This window comes from Aeoliella mucimassa (assembly GCF_007748035.1).
Lineage (GTDB): Bacteria > Planctomycetota > Planctomycetia > Pirellulales > Lacipirellulaceae > Aeoliella > Aeoliella mucimassa.
On the sequence record NZ_CP036278.1, the window covers coordinates 39,266 to 57,159 of the forward strand.

Annotated in this window: 11 protein-coding genes; 4 read left to right on the forward strand and 7 right to left on the reverse strand. The window is 61.1% G+C overall.

Annotation, left to right across the window (positions count from 1 at the left end):
• Window positions 1-217: 217 nt before the first annotated feature.
• A complete protein-coding gene (locus Pan181_RS00155) occupies window positions 218-1,852 on the forward strand; it encodes an endonuclease/exonuclease/phosphatase family protein (protein WP_197528731.1) in 1,635 nt (544 codons plus the stop codon).
• Complete coding sequence (locus Pan181_RS00160; RefSeq protein ID WP_145244906.1) at window positions 1,849-2,787, forward strand: TIGR01777 family oxidoreductase; 939 nt, start codon at window positions 1,849-1,851, stop codon at window positions 2,785-2,787. Before Pan181_RS00155 ends, Pan181_RS00160 begins: the two co-directional genes overlap by 4 nt.
• A gap of 542 nt (window positions 2,788-3,329) precedes the next feature.
• Here Pan181_RS00160 and Pan181_RS00165 read toward each other — a convergent pair.
• From Pan181_RS00165 to Pan181_RS00175, 3 genes are all read right to left on the reverse strand, one after another.
• Window positions 3,330-4,634: an NAD(P)/FAD-dependent oxidoreductase gene (locus Pan181_RS00165; RefSeq protein WP_145244907.1), complete on the reverse strand. Its 1,305-nt coding sequence runs from the start codon at window positions 4,632-4,634 to the stop codon at window positions 3,330-3,332.
• 187 nt (window positions 4,635-4,821) lie between these two features.
• The gene (locus tag Pan181_RS00170; RefSeq protein WP_145244908.1) at window positions 4,822-6,471 is read right to left on the reverse strand and encodes an HD-GYP domain-containing protein; all 1,650 of its coding nucleotides are present in this window, start codon (window positions 6,469-6,471) and stop codon (window positions 4,822-4,824) included.
• Window positions 6,472-6,770: 299 nt separating this feature from the next.
• Window positions 6,771-7,817 carry a zinc metalloprotease gene (locus tag Pan181_RS00175; protein ID WP_145244909.1) on the reverse strand — a complete coding sequence of 349 codons (1,047 nt, stop codon included), beginning with the start codon at window positions 7,815-7,817 and terminating at the stop codon, window positions 6,771-6,773.
• Window positions 7,818-8,033: 216 nt separating this feature from the next.
• On the opposite strand from Pan181_RS00175, the gene Pan181_RS00180 reads away from it, so the two are divergent.
• A complete protein-coding gene (locus Pan181_RS00180; protein WP_231943708.1) occupies window positions 8,034-9,599 on the forward strand; it encodes an arylsulfatase in 1,566 nt (521 codons plus the stop codon).
• Between the two features lie 10 nt (window positions 9,600-9,609).
• On the opposite strand, the gene Pan181_RS00185 is transcribed toward Pan181_RS00180, so the two are convergent.
• Window positions 9,610-9,954: a hypothetical protein gene (locus Pan181_RS00185; protein WP_145244910.1), complete on the reverse strand. Its 345-nt coding sequence runs from the start codon at window positions 9,952-9,954 to the stop codon at window positions 9,610-9,612.
• A 210-nt stretch (window positions 9,955-10,164) separates the two neighbouring features.
• Here Pan181_RS00185 and Pan181_RS00190 point away from each other — a divergent pair, with 210 nt between their 5' ends.
• On the forward strand, window positions 10,165-12,615 hold the full coding sequence (locus Pan181_RS00190) for a carboxypeptidase-like regulatory domain-containing protein (protein WP_145244911.1): 2,451 nt from the start codon (window positions 10,165-10,167) through the stop codon (window positions 12,613-12,615).
• A gap of 26 nt (window positions 12,616-12,641) precedes the next feature.
• Here the strand turns inward: Pan181_RS00190 and Pan181_RS00195 are convergent, their stop codons facing one another.
• From Pan181_RS00195 to Pan181_RS00205, 3 genes are read right to left on the reverse strand one after another with little or no spacing between them, the layout of a single operon-like run.
• A complete protein-coding gene (locus tag Pan181_RS00195) occupies window positions 12,642-15,800 on the reverse strand; it encodes an efflux RND transporter permease subunit (protein ID WP_145244912.1) in 3,159 nt (1,052 codons plus the stop codon).
• Window positions 15,797-17,197 (reverse strand): efflux RND transporter periplasmic adaptor subunit, encoded by a 1,401-nt coding sequence (locus Pan181_RS00200; protein ID WP_145244913.1) that lies wholly within the window; start codon window positions 17,195-17,197, stop codon window positions 15,797-15,799. Before Pan181_RS00200 ends, Pan181_RS00195 begins: the two co-directional genes overlap by 4 nt.
• 31 nt (window positions 17,198-17,228) lie before the next feature.
• On the reverse strand, window positions 17,229-17,864 hold the full coding sequence (locus Pan181_RS00205; RefSeq protein WP_145244914.1) for a TetR/AcrR family transcriptional regulator: 636 nt from the start codon (window positions 17,862-17,864) through the stop codon (window positions 17,229-17,231).
• Between the last annotated feature and the right edge of the window lie 30 nt (window positions 17,865-17,894).

Consider the following 17,894-nt stretch of genomic DNA (forward strand, 5'->3'; position numbering starts at 1 on the left):
GCGGCTTCGAGAAAGGGGCTAGTCGTTCTCTCGGGGATCCAACGACAGCCATTCAACTACTTGACCCTCGACTTCGCTTGTAGTCCGCGACCTGTTTTCGTCAGCATCCCACTACATCCTCGCTCCTTCTCCCGCTGCATGCTGCATTCCTGCTCGACAAGCCTATATAATGCGATGGCGTTATTCTCCGATTGTCTCCCTTGGAAATGGCTTGCCGATGTTTTCTCTCCCTTTGCTTCGCCCATGGCGAGTGGTTCCGCTGGTCGCGGCGGTTTGTGTGTTGCTCGTGGTTGTTTCTGTTCCTGCGGCGGCGGATCCTCCCGCAGCGGGTGTCGACGCGTCGTTGCGGGTGATGGCTTGGAACATCTGGCATGGCGGGCGGGAGGATGGCGACGCTCGGGGGCCGCAACAGGTGGTCGAAGCGATTCGCGCCAGCGGGGCCGATGTGGTTGCGCTGCAGGAGACCTACGGATCGGGCGAGCAAATTGCCAAGGGGCTCGGCTTTCACTTCCAGCCGCGGGGCACCAACGTGTCGATCCTCAGCCGCTACCCGGTGGTGGAAGACCTGTCGGTTGGACGGGAGTTCAACTGCGTGGGGGCGTTGGTCGAGTTGCCCAATGGTTCACGGGTGGCCTTCTTCTCCATCTGGCTGCCATTCGATGGCGACATCTGGCTGCCTGGCAATCGCGAGCAGGCCGACCTCGACAAATGGCTCGCGGTCTGCCAGCCTTCGGCCGACGTGCTGGCCGAGTTGGTGCCGCTTATCGAACAGCGACTCGCCGACGACAAGTACCAAGACGTAACCGTGATGCTGGCGGGCGATTTCAACTCGATGTCGCACCTCGATTACTCGGCCGTGAACCAGGATACCTACGAGCGAACCGTCGAGTGGCCGACCAGCCGAGTGATGACCGACGCGCGGTTCCGCGATTCGTTCCGCGAGGCCAATCCGGTCGTGAATCGCCATCTCGACGCGACTTGGACCCCGCGTTTTCCTGAGCAGCAGCAAGATCGCATCGACTTTGTGTACTATCGCAGCAACGGCTGGCGGTGCCAGCAGTCGCAGGTGCTCAACCAACTCTCCGGCGGATGGCCTTCGGACCACGCGGCGGTGCTCTCGACGTTTGTTCCGCAACCGATGGCTAACCGCCCGCTACGCATTGCGTCGTACAACATTCGCCACGGGGCGGGCATCGACCTGAAGCTCGATCTCAAACGGACCGCCGACGCGATTCGCAAGTTCGACGCCGACGTGGTTGCCTTGCAGGAGGTCGACATGGCGGTGGAGCGGAGCGGCAAGCTCAACGAACTTCGCGAACTGGGAAGCCGCCTGCAGATGCACACCGCGTTCCTGTCGTTCATGGACTACCAAGGGGGCCGGTACGGGCTCGGCCTGCTGTCGCGGCTGCCGATCGTGCGGGTGCATCGCATCGAACTCCCCTCGGGCACCGAGCCCCGCGCAGCGCTCGCGGTGGAAGTGATGACCGACGACAACCGCGTGGTCACGGTGGTCGATACGCATCTCGACTGGGTGGCCGACGACACCAAGCGATGGAGCCAGGCGGGCTTGCTGCGCGACGCGTGCCAGCAACTCGACACGCCGGTGGTGCTGCTCGGCGACTTCAACGATCGGCCCGGCAGCCGAACCATCGAGATGCTTAGCGAGGAGTTTCGTCGCGCGGCGAAGCCAGACGATAACCGCTTTACGTTTCCGGCTGACGGACCGAATCGCGAGATCGACTTCCTGTTCGTCGATCGCAAGCACGAGTGGGAGCTTTCGGAATCGACCGTGGTCGACGAACCAATGGCCTCGGATCATCGCCCGATTGTTACTGAGTTGAAGCTGCCATGATCGATCTGACGAACCATCGCATCGTGTTGGCTGGCGGTAGCGGCTTCTTGGGAACCTCGATGGCCGCGGCGTTTGTCGCCGCGAGGGCGGAGGTGACCGTGCTCGCGCGATCGCGACCGAAAGTGATCGACGGTTGGCAGGTCGCCGAGTGGGATGGTCGCACCCTTGGCGACTGGCAACAAACGCTCGCCGGAGCGACCGCGGTGGTGAACCTGGCGGGGCGATCGGTCGACTGCATCAAGACCCCGGATCATCAGGACGAGATCTTGCGCTCGCGAGTCGAGTCGACGCGGGTGCTCGGCAAGGCATTGCGAGTGGTCGAGAGTCCTCCGCTGGTGTGGGTGCAGATGAGTACCGCGCACATCTATGGCGATCCACCGACCGCGGTGTGCGACGAGACCGCCGCCGAAGGTATGGGGCTCGCCCCCACGGTCGCCAGGGCGTGGGAGTCGACCTTCGCAGCGGCCAAATTGCCAGACCAGCGCGGCGTGGTGCTACGCACTAGCTTTGTCGTGGGGCGAAACCGCGGCGCCGGTAACGGAGCACTCGGCAAGCTGAGCCTGGCCGCCCGCATGGGACTGGGGGGCAGGGTAGGGCGGGGAACGCAAGGGATGTCGTGGATCCACGAGGCCGATCTCAATCGCTTGTTCGCCCAGGCGATCGTCGACGAAACGATGTCGGGCGTGTACAACGCCACCGCGCCGCACCCGGTGAGTCAGGTAGAGTTCATGCGCGTGCTCCGCAAGACGATGGGCGTGCCGATCGGCTTGCCTGCTTTTGAATGGATGGTGCGACTCGGGGCACCGCTCGTACTGCGGACCGATCCCGAACTGGCACTCTATGGACGCTACGTGGTTCCCGCGCGACTGATCGCGCATGGCTTTGAGTTCGAGTACCCCGAACTCGCCCCCGCGCTCGCGGAAGTTTATCGGTAAGCCAGCTTCGCTGCGTGGGTCAGCGAGAAGTCACTCGCGCGAATGCTCTAGCAAAAGTGAGCACCTAAAAAAGGCGGCAGAGGACCAAGGGGTAGTCAGGATTCCCTCGGCCCTCTGCCTGCCGGTTTGGGGGGATGTCAGTAAGAACCCCCAACCTTGTCTGATAGCTCGATGAGCTCGTATGAATATCGTACTACTAAAGTGTAGATGCTGAAATGTTGAGCGCGCTAATAATTGTATTTCTTCTCATAGTAATCACTTGATACGAGCGTGGCTAGATTGTCGCGCTAATCGACAGCAAAGTCGCAGGGCGCGACAGGGGTGCACGCGGATTGCTGCATGCAGCGTAGTTCCGCATGCCGGGCATCAACTCCTAGTGTACGAACACGTTAGGAGGAATTTGCTCTTCAGAGTGCCTTCATGGAATCTTAAAGAACTGAGGTGTTTCTTCCGGTATGCTGCGCCTATCCGCTACGGACAGCGGAACGAGACACCTTGCGGAACCTCCTTCGACACCGGTGCAAACGCCCGAGTTTCACCGACTACGACTTTGTCGTGATGGCTACAGGGGTATTCGTGATCAGGCGAGCGGAACGGTTGCGGGTAATGTAGTTCCAGGCCCATTGAAAGAGCACGAGTAAGCGATTTTCGAACGTCACCAACTGCATCAGGTGCACGAACAGCCAGACGAGCCAAGCGAAGTAACCGGCAAATTCCAACTTACCCATTTGCACGATGGCCATCGACCGACCGACCGTGGCCATGGAGCCCCAATCGCGGTAAACAAAGCCCTTTTTTAGGCTTTTGCCTGACGATCGACGAGCGATGAGCTTCGCGGCGTACTTGCCTTGTTGGATCGCTACCGGTGCTAGCCCAGGTAGCGGTTGACCGTCGGCGTCGAGGCAGCGGGCCATGTCGCCGATCACGAACACATTGTCGTGTCCGGTGATATCGAGCTTCTCGTTCACCGCGATGCGTCCCTGGCGGTCGACTTCCTGCCCGCTAGCGTCGGCCAGCATCTTGGCCAATGGCGAAGCGGCAACGCCGGCCGCCCAGAGCACGGTTTCGGTGCCGACCGTCTCGTGCTGGTCGTCTTTCGTCAGCACCACATGCGACGGGGCGATTTCGGTGACGATTTTGCCGCTGCAGAGGGTGACCCCCAGCTTCTCCAGCGATTTGGTTGCTTCGTCCGACAGATGCTCGCTGTACATGCCGAGCACCCGGGGGCCAGCGTCGACCAGCATGATGGTGGCCTCCTCGGACTTGATGGAGCGGAATTCGTGCCGCAGCGTATGGCGGGAGAGTTCGGAGAGCGCGCCGGCCAGTTCCACACCGGTCGGTCCACCGCCGACGATCACAAACGTGAGCAGGCGGTGCCGCTCTTCGGGATCGTCGGTGCGTTCGGCCCGCTCGAAGGCCGACAGAATGCGCGCCCGCATGTCGGTTGCGTTCTCGATGGACTTCAGCCCAGGGGCGAGCGACGACCACTCGGGGTGGCCAAAGTAGCTGTGCGACGAACCGGCCGCAACGATCAGCGAATCGTACGCCAGCTCTCCTTCGTTGAGCTTCACGGTTCGTGACTCTAGGTCAAACCCCACGACTTCGGCCTGCAACACGCGGGTATTGGCATGTCGTTCGAGGATGCTCCGCAGCGGGGCCGCGATGTTAGCGGGCGACAACCCGCCAGTGGCCACTTGATAGAGTAGCGGCTGAAACAGATGGTGGTTTGAGCGGTCGACGAGGGTTACCTCGACATCAGCTCGCTTTAGCGACTGCGCTGCTTGCAGCCCCCCAAACCCACCTCCGATGATGACAACGCGATGCTTTGCCGACTGTGTGCGATCCATGGAGATTCTCGAAGCGTCCCCGCCTGATTGATTTGCCTTGACCTATTCTTATTCTTATCTCGTTTATCAACATCATAGAGATTGATTTCCCGAACGCACAGTTCGTTTATCGGGAGACAGCGATAAAAGAGTAGCCAACAAGCGAGTGCTGCAAGCAGTTGCAGATCGTTAGCGGTCGAGTCGTGGCTTAGTAGATCACATTCCACTCGGTTACGTCGAGTGACAGCTGCTTGCGGTCCAAGTGAATCACCGATTCAATCTCGTCGCGCACCGCAAAGAACGCGTCGATAACTCGGGCGTCCCACTGTTGTCCGCGGGCGGAATGGAAGATCTTGTTGAGCTTCTCGGCCGGCATGCCGGCACGATAAGGTCGGTCGCTGCTCATCGCATCGAACGAGTCGGCCACGGCCACGATGCGGGCGAGCCAGGGAATCTCCTCGCCAACCAACCCCCCGGGGTAACCGCTACCGTCCCAGGCTTCGTGATGGTGCAGCACCACTGGCAGCACGTGCTGTAACTGTCGTACCCCTTTGAGAATGTTGTAGCCCAAAGTGGGGTGCTGCTTGATATGCTCGAACTCTTCGAGGGTTAGCTCGCCAGGTTTGCGAAGAATGTGGTCGTCGACACCGATCTTGCCGATGTCGTGTAACAAGCCCGCCAGGTAAATCGAGTTGAGTTGTTCTTTCGAGCACTTCAACTGGCGGGCGATTAGCACCGAAATGCGGGCGACCCGTTCGCTGTGGCCGCAGGTGTAGGGGTCCTTGGCATCGATCGCCGAGCTAAACGCCCGCACGACGCTTTCGAAGAAGGTGGACTGATCGTTGTAGAGCCGTACATTGCCTGAGTGCATGCCGACCATCGAAGCAACCGACGATAGCAGGCTGGTTTCGAGCGTACCGAACTGATTGCTCTGGCGTCGGGCCGAAGGAGAGTGGTTGATGGCCACCAGCCAGCCGATCACGCTGTTGCCGGTGCGAATAGGAACGCTAATTACCTCGCGAACCGTCGAGTAGTACCAGGTGGGACTCGAAGTTTCGTCCTGATCGAGCACTACCATCGACTGTTTCGCGTCGGGGCCTAAGCGATCGAGGAACTGGTCGAGTTCGTCGATCGGCAGCGGGCACTCGCCGGTGTAGATCCATTGTCGCGGAAGCTGGTGGATACCCGTCGGACTGGCCTCGAACATGCAAGCGAGTAAGCACTCCGCCGGCAGCACCTCGCTCAACCATTCGACCGCGAGTTCCAGCAGTTGATGATCGTCCATCGACAGCGACAGTCGCTCGTTGATGCGATGCAGCAGATTCAGCTCTTCGAAGGTCTGCAACAAATGTTGCGACACACTCGTAAGCTGGGTGCGTAGTTTCTTGTTTTCGGCTTCGGCTGAGACTCGGCGGCAGACCGAGTCGCTAAGCTGGGTCACCGCGTGCGGCGGCCAGATCGGCTGGGTAAGAGCCCAGTGCTGCAGGGTTTCGAGTTCCACACGCACCGCTTTCGCAGCGGCCGCCAGGTGCTCAGCGTCAGCGACCGCTTGGGTGAGGAACGTCGCCACCGCGACTTCGCTGCAGGGTAAATCGTCGTCGGGTAGCAGCGGAACGGCTAGAACCAACAGGGGAGCACAGTCTTCGACTACTGCGGGGCGGCCTCGGCGAGCGATTTCCTCGAGCACCGGCAAAGCGACATCTAGATCGATCGGCAACCAGGCGGCCGGTACATGGTTCAGTTCGCCGGTGCCGAGGTCGACCACGGCGAAGGGAACCCCAAACGACTTGCGTAGCTGCTCGAATCGCTCACGAAGTGTTGTGTCGCTTAGCGCAGGCACCACCGATGGCGGAGCCATCGTGTCCGTGATCGAACTGGACTGAGCGGAAGACACGTTAATTCAACAAGTATCCATATCACAAGAAGGTCACTTTTGTACGCGCGCAGAGCGCTCGCTAGAATACGATATTTGTCGGCTCTAGGCCTGCCGGCGGGCCGCTGCGGCGCGACACCCAGCGCAAAATCGCGTTCGATCGCGACAGTGATTCCGGTGGTAGCGATTGGGGCTGCCGCACGAAAGCCGCACGAAGCGAATCGAGTCACCAAGCTGGGGGGCTCACGGTCGAAGGCCGCCCATGGTGCGACGCAGCCGCCCGATTAGTCTTCGCCCTCACCGCGGTCGCGGCGACGGTCGCGATACCGACGACTCGCCCGGCGGAGAAAGGCCTGATCGTCTTGCGAGAGTTGATCGAACCCGTCGGAGTGCAAGCGGGCGAGGATGTCGTCGACGCGGGCGTCTTCGTAGTCTTCCTGGGCTTTCCGTTTGCGCTCGTAGCGTTCGCGAAGCTGGTCGTAGTGCTGCTCGACCAGCACCATATGGCTGGGATCGTCGCGGAGCCATTCGTCGGCTTCAATCTCGTTTTCGAGGGTCAGCCAATCTTCTTCGAGTTCCTGATGCTCGTCTTTTTCGAGCAGGTGCCAGTCGCGCTGCGAGGCCACCAGCAAGTACAACGCTGCCGCCAGGGGAACCGACCACACGTACGGCGCAGTTTGCAGGATGGCTGCCAGGTACAGCCCAGCGAACAGGAATCCCAGCGACGCGGCTTGCGCCAAGCGACTGGTGGTAATGTGGGCGGTCCGGCGACCAACCATCGGCCACAGCAGGCTCCGCAGGATGATCGCCGCGTCGAACGGGTAAGCGGGCAGCAAGTTCACCAGGAACAGCATCCAGTTCATCCAAAGCACCATCTTTACGATGGTCAGCCCTGGCGGGACCGCTGCGCTGAACTCGCCGAAACCGGTAATCGGATTGAGTAGCGGGAGTGTCTCGGTGGGTCCCTGAAAGGCCAGCGGACACATGGCAGCCAGTACCAGCAGCATGTGCGTGGCCGGCGCGGCCAAGGCAGTGAGCACCTGGGGTTCCGGCTCGTCGGCCAGATCTGCCTCGTACGATCCCCCCGCGGGACCAAGCACCAGCGAGGTAACGTCGCCACCCATGCGATAAGCGACGAGAAAGTGGGCCAGTTGGTGCAGCACGACGCTGGCCAACCACACGGCAATGATCAAACCACCCAGCAAGCGGTTCACGCTGGTGTAGGCGACTAAAACGACTAACGTAAGTAGCAACGTAAGATGGACCTCAATGGCGGTATTGCCAAAGCGGCCCATGACGATAGTCCAGCGAAAACCGTTTTCCCTACTCATGCGTTTCGGGTCCCAGCACGATTGCCCACATTACAGCATAGCGACGTGCGAAAGTCTCGCCATCTTCACTTATCATGGTACCACTGCTCCCTCGGGCTGGCAAACAAACCGTGAGCTACCGGGCGAGCTTGGCGGCTTTTTCTTGAGCAGCGGTGGTCGCTCCCTTATGATCGAGGCCGACTCTTAGTATCCGGCACCCGATTCGTGGAGGCCCCGATGACTCGTCGCTATCGATATTCTCTTGTTTCTCGCCCGTTATTCCTCGCTCTGGCGATGCTGGCACTCGTTGTGGTGGGACTCACCGCAGCAGCTCCTCCGGTGCTAGCGGACGACACCCCAGCCGTGTCGGCCCCGCGGCCGAACGTGGTGCTCGTAATTACCGACGATCAGGGTTATGGCCCCCTCGGCCGGCATGGCAACCCGTGGATCCGCACCCCGAATCTCGACGACCTGTACGACCACAGCACGCGGTTCACCCGGTACCTGGTCTGCCCCACGTGCGCCCCCACCCGCTCGGCCTTGATGACCGGTCGGCACCCGATGCGCAACGGAGTGACCCATACCATCCTGGAACGGGAGCGGATGACGCTCGACGCGACCACGCTGCCCCAATTGCTCGGCGAGGCCAACTACACCAGTGCGATCTTTGGCAAATGGCACCTGGGCGACGAAGATGCTTACCAGCCGCAGAACCGTGGTTTCGACGAGGCCTTTATCCATGGCGGCGGAGGCATCGGCCAGGCGTACGACTGTAGCTGTGCCGATGCGCCGGGCAACAAATATTTCGATCCGGTGATTCGTCACAACGGCGAGTTCGTGCAGACGCATGGCTTTTGCACCGACGTGTTCTTTACGGCCGCGCTCGACTGGATCGATCGCGTTCGCGACGACGAGCAACCCTTCTTTGCCTACATTGCCACCAACGCCCCGCATGCTCCTTACTACGCGCCGGAGCGCGAGAAGCAGCGGTTCCTCGACCTCGGTTTCGGCGACAATCAGGCCGGCTTCTACGGCATGGTCGAGAACATCGATACCAACGTCGGCCGATTGATGCACGCGCTCGACGAATGGAAACTGCTGGATAACACCGTGGTGATCTTCATGTCCGACAACGGTATGGCCCACGGCGGTGTCGCCGGCGCGGGCAAACCGCTGGGCACAGCCGAGGATGGCACACCGATGATGCCGAACAACGATGGCATGCGGGGGCTCAAGGGCAACGTCGACGAAGGAGGGGTGCGGGTGCCGTTGTTCGTGCGGTGGGATGGTCGCTACTCGGCGGGTCGCGACATCGACCAGGTCACCGCCCACATCGACATATTACCGACCCTCGTCGAACTCGCCGGCGGCGAAGTTCCCCGTGAGCAAGTGGAGGGACGGAGCCTGGTGCCGCTGCTGGAAGACGCGTCGGCCGACTGGCCCGATCGCTACCTCTACACGCACTTGGGCCGCTGGAAGACCGGCGACGAACCGAACGAGTATCAATGGAACACCTTCGCGGTCCGCAACGAGCGGTTCCGCTTCGTGAACAACACCCGACTGCACGACATGCTCGCCGATCCTGGTCAGAAGACGAACGTCATCGAGCAGTACCCCGAGGTAGCAGCCGAAATGCGAACCGCCTACGACCAGTGGTGGCAAACCACCCGGCCGATGATGGTGAACGAAACCGCCGAGATGTCGCCGGTCCGCCCGTTCCACGACGCGTTTCGCGAGCAAGAGCAAACCACCGGCATCCCCGACTGGCAGCCGCAAAGTGACTCGCCACTGGTGAATCCGTAGCTCGCAGCGGTTACGCGTCGGACGAATCCTGCTCGGCTGGCCGCCGAGGTTTGGAGGCCAGCCCCACGATCACCATCACCAAGCCGCCTAAGCCGAGCGGAACGGCCGGGATCGAGTAGAGCAGTGCGTGCGAGATGGCATTGGCAAGCTCCTCTGGATCGACCGCACTGCCCGATTTGCCGATCGTGGTAAAAGCAACTTGCATGCTGAACACCGTGGCCACCACGCAGAGCGCGGCGATTGCCATCAACCCCACGCCAGCGATGACATACGGCCGGAGATACCAGGCAATCACCGGCCTCTGGTCGTCGTGAACTCTGTTCTTAGTACTGGGCGACTCGTAGGGATTGGCCATAACCGTGATCAGGCAAGTGTAAACCGTCGGGCGGGGGGGAACCCTCCTCAGGCTAACCACTACGCCGGCGCAAGCCAAGGCGTTTGTGCCAAATCGGGTGCTCCCCTATTTACCCCTCCCTCGCGGAACTATGTTTGGCGCCGTACTCCGCCCGCGCTACAATCGGGCGTAGCGAATCGCTTCGAGTTAATTTCTCCCAGGGGAGTGGTCATGGTTGCTAAATGGGTGCACTGGTTTGTCGTGGGTTGGGTGCTGTCGTTGTCGGCTGCTGTCGGCATCGCGGGCGAGGCGAAGCGCATCACGGGGCTGGTGCACGACACTCATGAGCAACCGGTGGCCGAAGCCTTGGTGGTGCTAGTGCAGCGACACGGCCTTGGCGATGATCGCTGGGTGGTGACCACCGAGACCGACACGGAGGGTAAGTACACGCTGGAGCTTCCCAGCGAGTGGCTCGTGCCGGGTGCCTATTACTTCGATGGCACCATCTGGGCGTACGCCGATGGGCACGCGGTGAGTACCACCCGCGGAATGCGGCAATGGCGAGCTGACAGCAAAGACCCAGAAACCATCGTACTGCCCGACAAGCAGCCGCTGAGTTTCACCGTGGTCGATTCGCAGGGTGCACCGGTGGTTGGGGCTAAGATCGAGCCTCACCATTGGCATACGGGCAACATCGTTCCCGATGAGATCGCCCAGCGAGTCGCAGCTACCACCAACGCTGCCGGTCAGGCAACCATGCAGGGAATTGCCCGCGAGTCATTGCGCAACGTGAATGTGCTAGCAGATAGCCATCAGCGATTCAGGCTGGTCGATCGGTCCGCTCATGAGTTCACGATCGCCCTCGCGAACACCGGCACGCTGAAGGGCCGCCTGGTGTGCGACGATCCAGCGATCGTGGCGAATCGCAGGATCATCGCGGAAGCATCCGAGCAACTTTTTGGGCCTCCGGTTGGGTTTGCCGAGTCGACTACCGACGAGCAAGGCCGGTTCGAGATCAAACACTTGGCCGAGGGAGAGTATCGTACGTACATCGACACGCCCGAGCAGGCCGCGTTTTGTCCGCGGATAGAACCGATTGTGGTCGCAGCCGACCAGGTGGTGGAAGTCGATATCGAGTACGACAAGACTACCCTCGTTCGCGGGCAAGTGGTCGCTCGTGGCAGCGATAAGCCGGTGGTCGGTGCTTTTGTGTCGGTCCGTCATGGCACCATTAGCAACCGAGAGAGCGTTCTGACCGACGAGCAAGGGCGTTTCGAAGTCCATGTGCTGCCTGGCACTGTGGCCCAGACGCTCGTGGTGATGCCCGATGAATTCAAAGAGTGGATCAGGGTGCGGGCCCCGCTACGGAACGTCGAAGTACCGCAGTCCGAGGAGCCCTTCGATTTGCCACCGCTCGAGATTGCCAAAAGCAAAACCTTAGAGCTGCAGGTGGTCGACAAAAAGGGAGCACCCAAAGCGGAGATTTATGTACGGGTGATGGCCGAGGGAGCTTATCTGGCGGCTGGTCAGACCGACCAGCAGGGCAAGGCGACGCTGCATGTGAACGAAGACGCCCAGCCCGATGAGTTTCGCCTGTCGATCCTGGGGCAATCGGAGCAGTCGGGCAAGGTGACTTCGGAGTCGCCGCTGGTGCTGGAGTATCGCGATCCGAACGACCTAGTCAACGTGAAGGTCACCAGTAAACCAACTCCGCCAGAACTACTTGAGCCAGAGGTTCCGCAGCATCAAGAGGAGATCGGCACGTTGATTGTCGCCAAGGAAGTGCTGATCTTTAACGATCGCATGACCAGCTGGGCCGACCTGTCCGAAGAACTGGAACGCCGCGCCGGCACCAAGGGGGGCGACCTGTCCATGGTGCAGTACAACATCACGCGAGCAGCGTACGAAGATCCCGTGCGTCGGCAAGAAGCGCAGAACTGGGCGCAGATGCTAACCGACACCACCGGCGTGAACGTGCAGATGTATCGCATACTCTTCAACGCTCCCGCTGATCGGTACGATGTGATGAAGCTCACCGATCAATGGCCCCCAGGAGCCGAGCATCCCGTCAACGGGCGGGTGGTCGATGCCGATGGCAACCCGGTGGCCGACGCCCAAGTGGTGCTGCTGGTACCCCCGGCCACAGGTTCGCGGCAAAGGACAAACAACGTGACACTCCGCGACGGGCAGGTAGCATCCACCGACGCTTACGTGGTGAAGTACTCCGACAGCGACGGTCGCTTTGAGTTTGAGTTTCCGACCCCTCGCACCAATGTGATTGTCTGCGCCAAACAAGGTTTTGCCATGGTCGCAGCCAGCAGTACCAACGCCGACATCACACTTGCACCCTGGTCGCGACTCACGGTGCATTTGCCACAGGATCGCAAGCTGGGCAACCAGACGATCATGCTCTACGTCGATGTCGCCAATTCTCCAGGTACCAGCACGTTTATCAGAATGTCCCAGGGCTCTTCGGAAAGCATCGCGCAGGACTTCACGTTTGCCGCGGTTCCTTCGGGCCATAAGGTCCGCGTATCCCGCCTCCTGTGGAAGGAGTCGGAAGAAGGCTACATGACCGGCAACAGCTATGGCGAGTCGTATCGGCTCGAAACCAAGCCGGGCATGACGCATCACCTAGAGTACGCCAAAGCCAGCATCGAAGATGGCGAACCGGTCGACTAGCGGAGCCTCGGCAAGCGGCCGCCGGGTTACTCTTGTTCAACGTGCTCTGTCAGGCCGAAATCGTTGAGCATGACGTACAGCGCGGGTATCACGAACAGCACCAGCATGGTCGATGTGAGCATGCCGAACACGATGCTGATCGCCAGCGGAATGAGCACAATGGCTTGCAAGCTGGTTTCGAACGTCAGCGGAATAAGCCCTGCCATGGTGGTGAGCGACGTGATGAGGATCGCTCGAAAGCGGTCGCGACTCGCCTGCCCCGCGGCCACCTCGGCGGGGATGCCTTCGGCCCGTGACTGCTTGAGGAACAGCATCAGCAGGATCGAATCGTTCACCACCACGCCCGCGAGCGATACGTAACCAAGCAGGCTAGGGAGCGTGAGGGGGTAGCCGAGCAGTACATGGCCGAGAATCACCCCGAGCAGTGCCAGCGGAATGGCAACCATCACGATCAACGGTTCGATGTAGCTGCGGAACTGGAACGATAGCAAGATGAAGATGCCGATCGAGCCAATGATCATGCCTCGCAGGATCGACGACGCGGTTTTGCTGGCTTCGGCCGCCTCGCCTTCGAGATCGAATCGCACGTGCGGGTACTTGGCAATCAGCTCCGGCAGGTAGTCGCTCTTCAGCTCGGCCAGCACCGCAGCGGTGTTGGCCTTGCGACTATCGACGTCGCCCCGCAGCGTTGCCGCGCGAAGATGGTCGATGCGGGCGATGCGGGCCCAGCCGCGGGTCTCGAGCACCGAAGCCACGGTGGCCAGCGGAACCTGCGTACCATCGGGCAATGTAAAGCGGAAGTCGAGCAGGTCGGAGAGCGAACTCTGACTCGCCTCGTCGAATCGGGCGGTCACTTCGTACGATTCACCAGCTACTTGAATCTCGTCGACCTCTTCGCCTTGGAAAGCCGCCCGCAGTTGCGAAGCCATCCGTTGCGAATCGAGGTCGATGCCGAGCACGCCAGGGCGGAAGCGAATCTGGAACTCACGCTTACCAGCTCGCAAATCGGAAGTCAGATTGTCGACCCCATCGAATCGTTCGAGCCAGCTCTGGATGTCGGTCACGGCATGGCTTAGCTGATCGAGGTCGTGCCCGAGCGCACGGATTTCGATGTTCCGCCCAATCGGACCGACACCAGGATCCGAGATGTTCACGGCCACCGCCCCAGGGATCGGCCCCGCTGCTTGCCGCCAGTATTCAAAGAAGTCTTCCAGGCGAACATTTCGCTTCTCGGCGGTGAGCAGGTCGGCGTACACGGTCACCACGTGCGGGCCGGCTTCGAACGCGTCGGTATTCTGGCTATAGCGGGCGTACACGGTATGCACCAGCGGTTGCTGCCCTGGTTGCTCGGGCGTGAGCTGCTGATCGACCTGCCGCAGGCCGGCGACAAGCTGGGCGACCACCCGCTCGGTTTCGTCTAGCGAGGTGCCCTCGGGCATCAGCACTCGCGCGGTGGCGACGTCGCCATCGAGTTCGGGGATTGCCTGGAACTTCAAAAGACCACCTGCCGGAATCGACAAGGCAACAAGGAACGCTGCGGCGACGGTTCCGGTCCATAAATATCGCCAGCGAATCGCCCAGTCGACACAGCGGCCGAGGATGTGTTCGCGCACCCAGTCGAACCCGCGATCGATCGCCACGCGTACGCGGTTGCGACTTTCGCAAGCGGCGAGCGAATGCCCTAAGTGACTCGGCAGAATCATGAACGCTTCGATCAGGCTCACTGTGAGCACAAGCGCCAGGATGATCGGAGTGACGTGCAGCACTCGCCCGATGTTGCCCGAGAGAAACGCGAGCGGTCCCAAGATGCAGACCGTGGTAAGGAACGAACTCAGCACCCCGAGGGCGACCTCCTGCACGCCATCCACGGCGGCCTGCAGCGGTTTCTTGCCCTTCGCGCGGTGCGAGGCGATGTTCTCGGCAATCACGATGCCATCGTCCATGAGGATGCCAGTGCCGATCAGCAAGGCAACCATCGACATCATGTTGATGGTAAGGTCGAGCTTGGGAATCAGGAAGAACGCCCCCAGGAACGAAACCGGCAAGCTGGCGACTACCCAGAACGATAAGCGGAAGTTAAAGAACAACCACATCGTGGCCATCACCAGCAGCATGCCTTGAATGCCATTCTCGACCAGCAGTTTCAATCGCCCTGCGACCAGCGTCGATTGATCCTGCGTAACAATCAGCCGCACCGCGGGGCGCTCTTGTTGCTCGGTGATGAGGAACTCTTTCACCGCCGCGGCGACGTTCAGCGTATCTTCGCTATCGGTCTTCTTGATCTTGAGCACCGCCGCACGCACGGGACCTTGCTCGAGATCCAACTCCACCGGGCGGTCGCTGAGCACGTGTTCGTGGTCGGTATCAGCGGCCAGGTAGAGCAGCGTCTTGTCTTCGTCGAGTTCAAATGCATCGACCACATGCCCGAGATCGCGAATGCGAACCTCGGCCCCCGTGTCGGCACCAAGCACCACCAGGTCGCCGAGTTCATCGGGCGTTTGCCGCTCCTCGGCGAGACGCACCAGCACTTCCCCTTCGTTGGCTTCGAGCACGCCGGCCGGCACGTCGAGACTCTGCCGACGGATGGCCGCGGCCACGTCGGCCGGCGACAGATCGTGCTGGATGAGTGCCTCGCTCGAGAGTTCGACGCGGAGTTGATGATCGGAGAAGCCTTCGATCTCTACCAGGCTGATGCCTGCCGTTTCCTGCAAGCGGTCTTTGAGTTGTTCGGCGTAGCGCTTCAAATCGCCGGGGCTCATCCGCCCTGCAGCGATCACGGTCAGCACGTCCTCAGTAGTGTGCAGTTCCTCGACCACCGGCTCTTCGGCCTCGGCGGGAAAGTCGTCGATCGCTCCAATCGCAGTATCGATCTCGTCCTTGAACGCTTGCCACACTCCTCCTTCCACCATCTCGACTGTCACGGTACCGACGTTCTCGCGGGCGTCGCAGCGTACTTCCTCGACGAATCGCACGCCGTCGATCGCGTCTTCAATGCGCTGGCAGATGGAGTCTTCCACGTCGGTCGCGGTCGCCCCGGGATACGCCACGCGGATCTCCACCTCGCGAGGCTGGAAATCAGGGAACGTCTCGCGGCGAATTCCCCCGATGCTCATGATGCCGAGCACCATGATGCCACCCATCAACAGGTTGGCCGCCGTCGGATGTCGGGCGAAGAAGGCGATCATAGCGCCGGAACCTCGCTCGTAGACGACGCTTCGCTCGGCGGAGTTGCACTAGCGTCGACCGGTACCGAGTTCACGAGCGAACCTTCTACCGCGATGTCGTGATTGCCAACCACCACCTGCTCGCCAGCGGTCAGGTTGCCGCGGATGCACACCATGTCGTCGTGAAAGAACAGTCGCTCTACTGGGCGATGCTCGAGCCGATGCTCGGCGGTAACCACTACCACTTCGCCGTTTCGCAGGGCCTCGCGAGGAACCATCAGTTGGTTTGGCCACGACCGCCCCATGAGTTCCACCTCGCAGAACATGTCGTTCCACAGCGGGGTCTTCGGCTCACTCTCGGCGATCTGGCGATGGTCGACCTGCACGATTACCCCCACCGCTCGGGTGCGGCGTTCGATGTCTTCGCGTAGTCGAACCACGCGGGCGGGCCACTCGCGCGACCATTGACCGCTCCGTACTCGCACGGTCGCTTGCAGCCCGCGAACGATCTGATCGAGCGACTGAGCGCTGTTGACCGTCGTTGCGGATGGGTTCGCCGACCCTTCGTGGAGCGCGAGCGCGGCGAGCACCGAGAGATCATCGAGCGGAATCCGCGCTTCGACCTCGGTCGCACCGACTCCGTGCACTTCGAACAGTTGCTCGTTGGCCGCGACGTACTGGCCCGGTTCGATGTCGACCTCCGCCAACCGGCAATCAAACGGAGCGGTAATCGTGGTGCGTTCGAGATCCAGCTCCGCTGCGCGGCGGCGTTTTTCGACCAGTTGCAAGTTGGCTTCGAGCCGCTTGGTTTGCGGATCGGCCAGCGCCAGTGCGTTTTGCAGTTGCTGCACGGCCGATTCCTGCATCAGCACGGTCCGTTCGGCGTTGTCGGTGTCCGACTCCGACACAGCACCGGTCTTCGTGAGACCGAGATACCTCTGCAAGTCGCGGCGTGCCACTTCCAGCGACCGCTCTTCGACTTTCAGCGACTCTTCATTGTTCGTTTTGGTCCGTTCCACTTCGGCCATCTGGGCGTGAATCGCTTCGGCTTCGGCGCTGAGTTGTTCAAGGGCAATCTCGTAATCGACCGGGTCGATCCGCAGCAGCACGTCGCCCGCTTTCACGAAGTTGCCCGACTTCAGATGGGGATTGGTCTCGACGATCGCCCCCTTCACCCGCGCGATCGCGGTCCAGGTGCGGGCAGGGCGGGCCAGGCCGTAGCCGACGACGCGGGGCTCGATGTCGTGCTGCACCACGTCGGCCACCATCACCGTGGTTGCCAGTTCGCTCGGCGGCAATTGCTCGGGCGCGGAACGCTGATTGATGGCCAGCGCCAGCACGGCAAAGCCGAGGGCAACCGGCAAAAAAAAGATTGCTCGGCCGGCGAGTCGCGAGAGGTTAAGGCGGCGAAGTTTCATGATGATGCTCTTCCCATGCTGGGCGTGTGGCTCAATGCACTCCGTAGGCGGCCATAAACATGTCGACCAAGGCTTCGGCCCGCTTCTGGTGGTACTTGGCGGTGCGTTTGGGGAGCGATGCCATCTGCCCCCGCACCAGCTCGATGCCAACCAGCAGGCCAAACAGGTGCTCGGCCGCCACCTCGGGGGTGTCGACGTTCAGCCGCCCCAGTTCACTCTGGCGGCGAATGTAGCGAGTGATCGCGCGAAAGAACTTGTCGGGCCCCGCCTTATACAACGTTTGGGCCAGTTGCGGCAGCCGCGCGGCCTCGGCGATCACAAGTCGATCCCAACGCCGCTGTTGCACCGCCAACGCCCGTTTTTGGAATCGCATGGTGATTTCCATCAGGTCGACGCGAGGGTCTTCCGACAGTACTTCGAGCACGCCGATGGTTTGCTCGACGATCAAACTGCGTCGTGCGACCACCGCGTCGAACAAGCCCTCTTTCGAACCAAAGCGGCTGTAAATGGTCGGTTTCCCCACGCCAGCTTTCTCGGCAATCATCTCGAGACTGGTCGCCGAGTAGCCATGTTCGAGCATCAGGTCGCGAGCAGCATCGAGAATCGCCTCGCCTTTGGCGGTCGACTTCGGGCGTCCCCGGCGGGTTTTGCTGGTAGTGCTGGGCATCGAGAGTCCTGTCTCGGGTAAGTCGGTGAA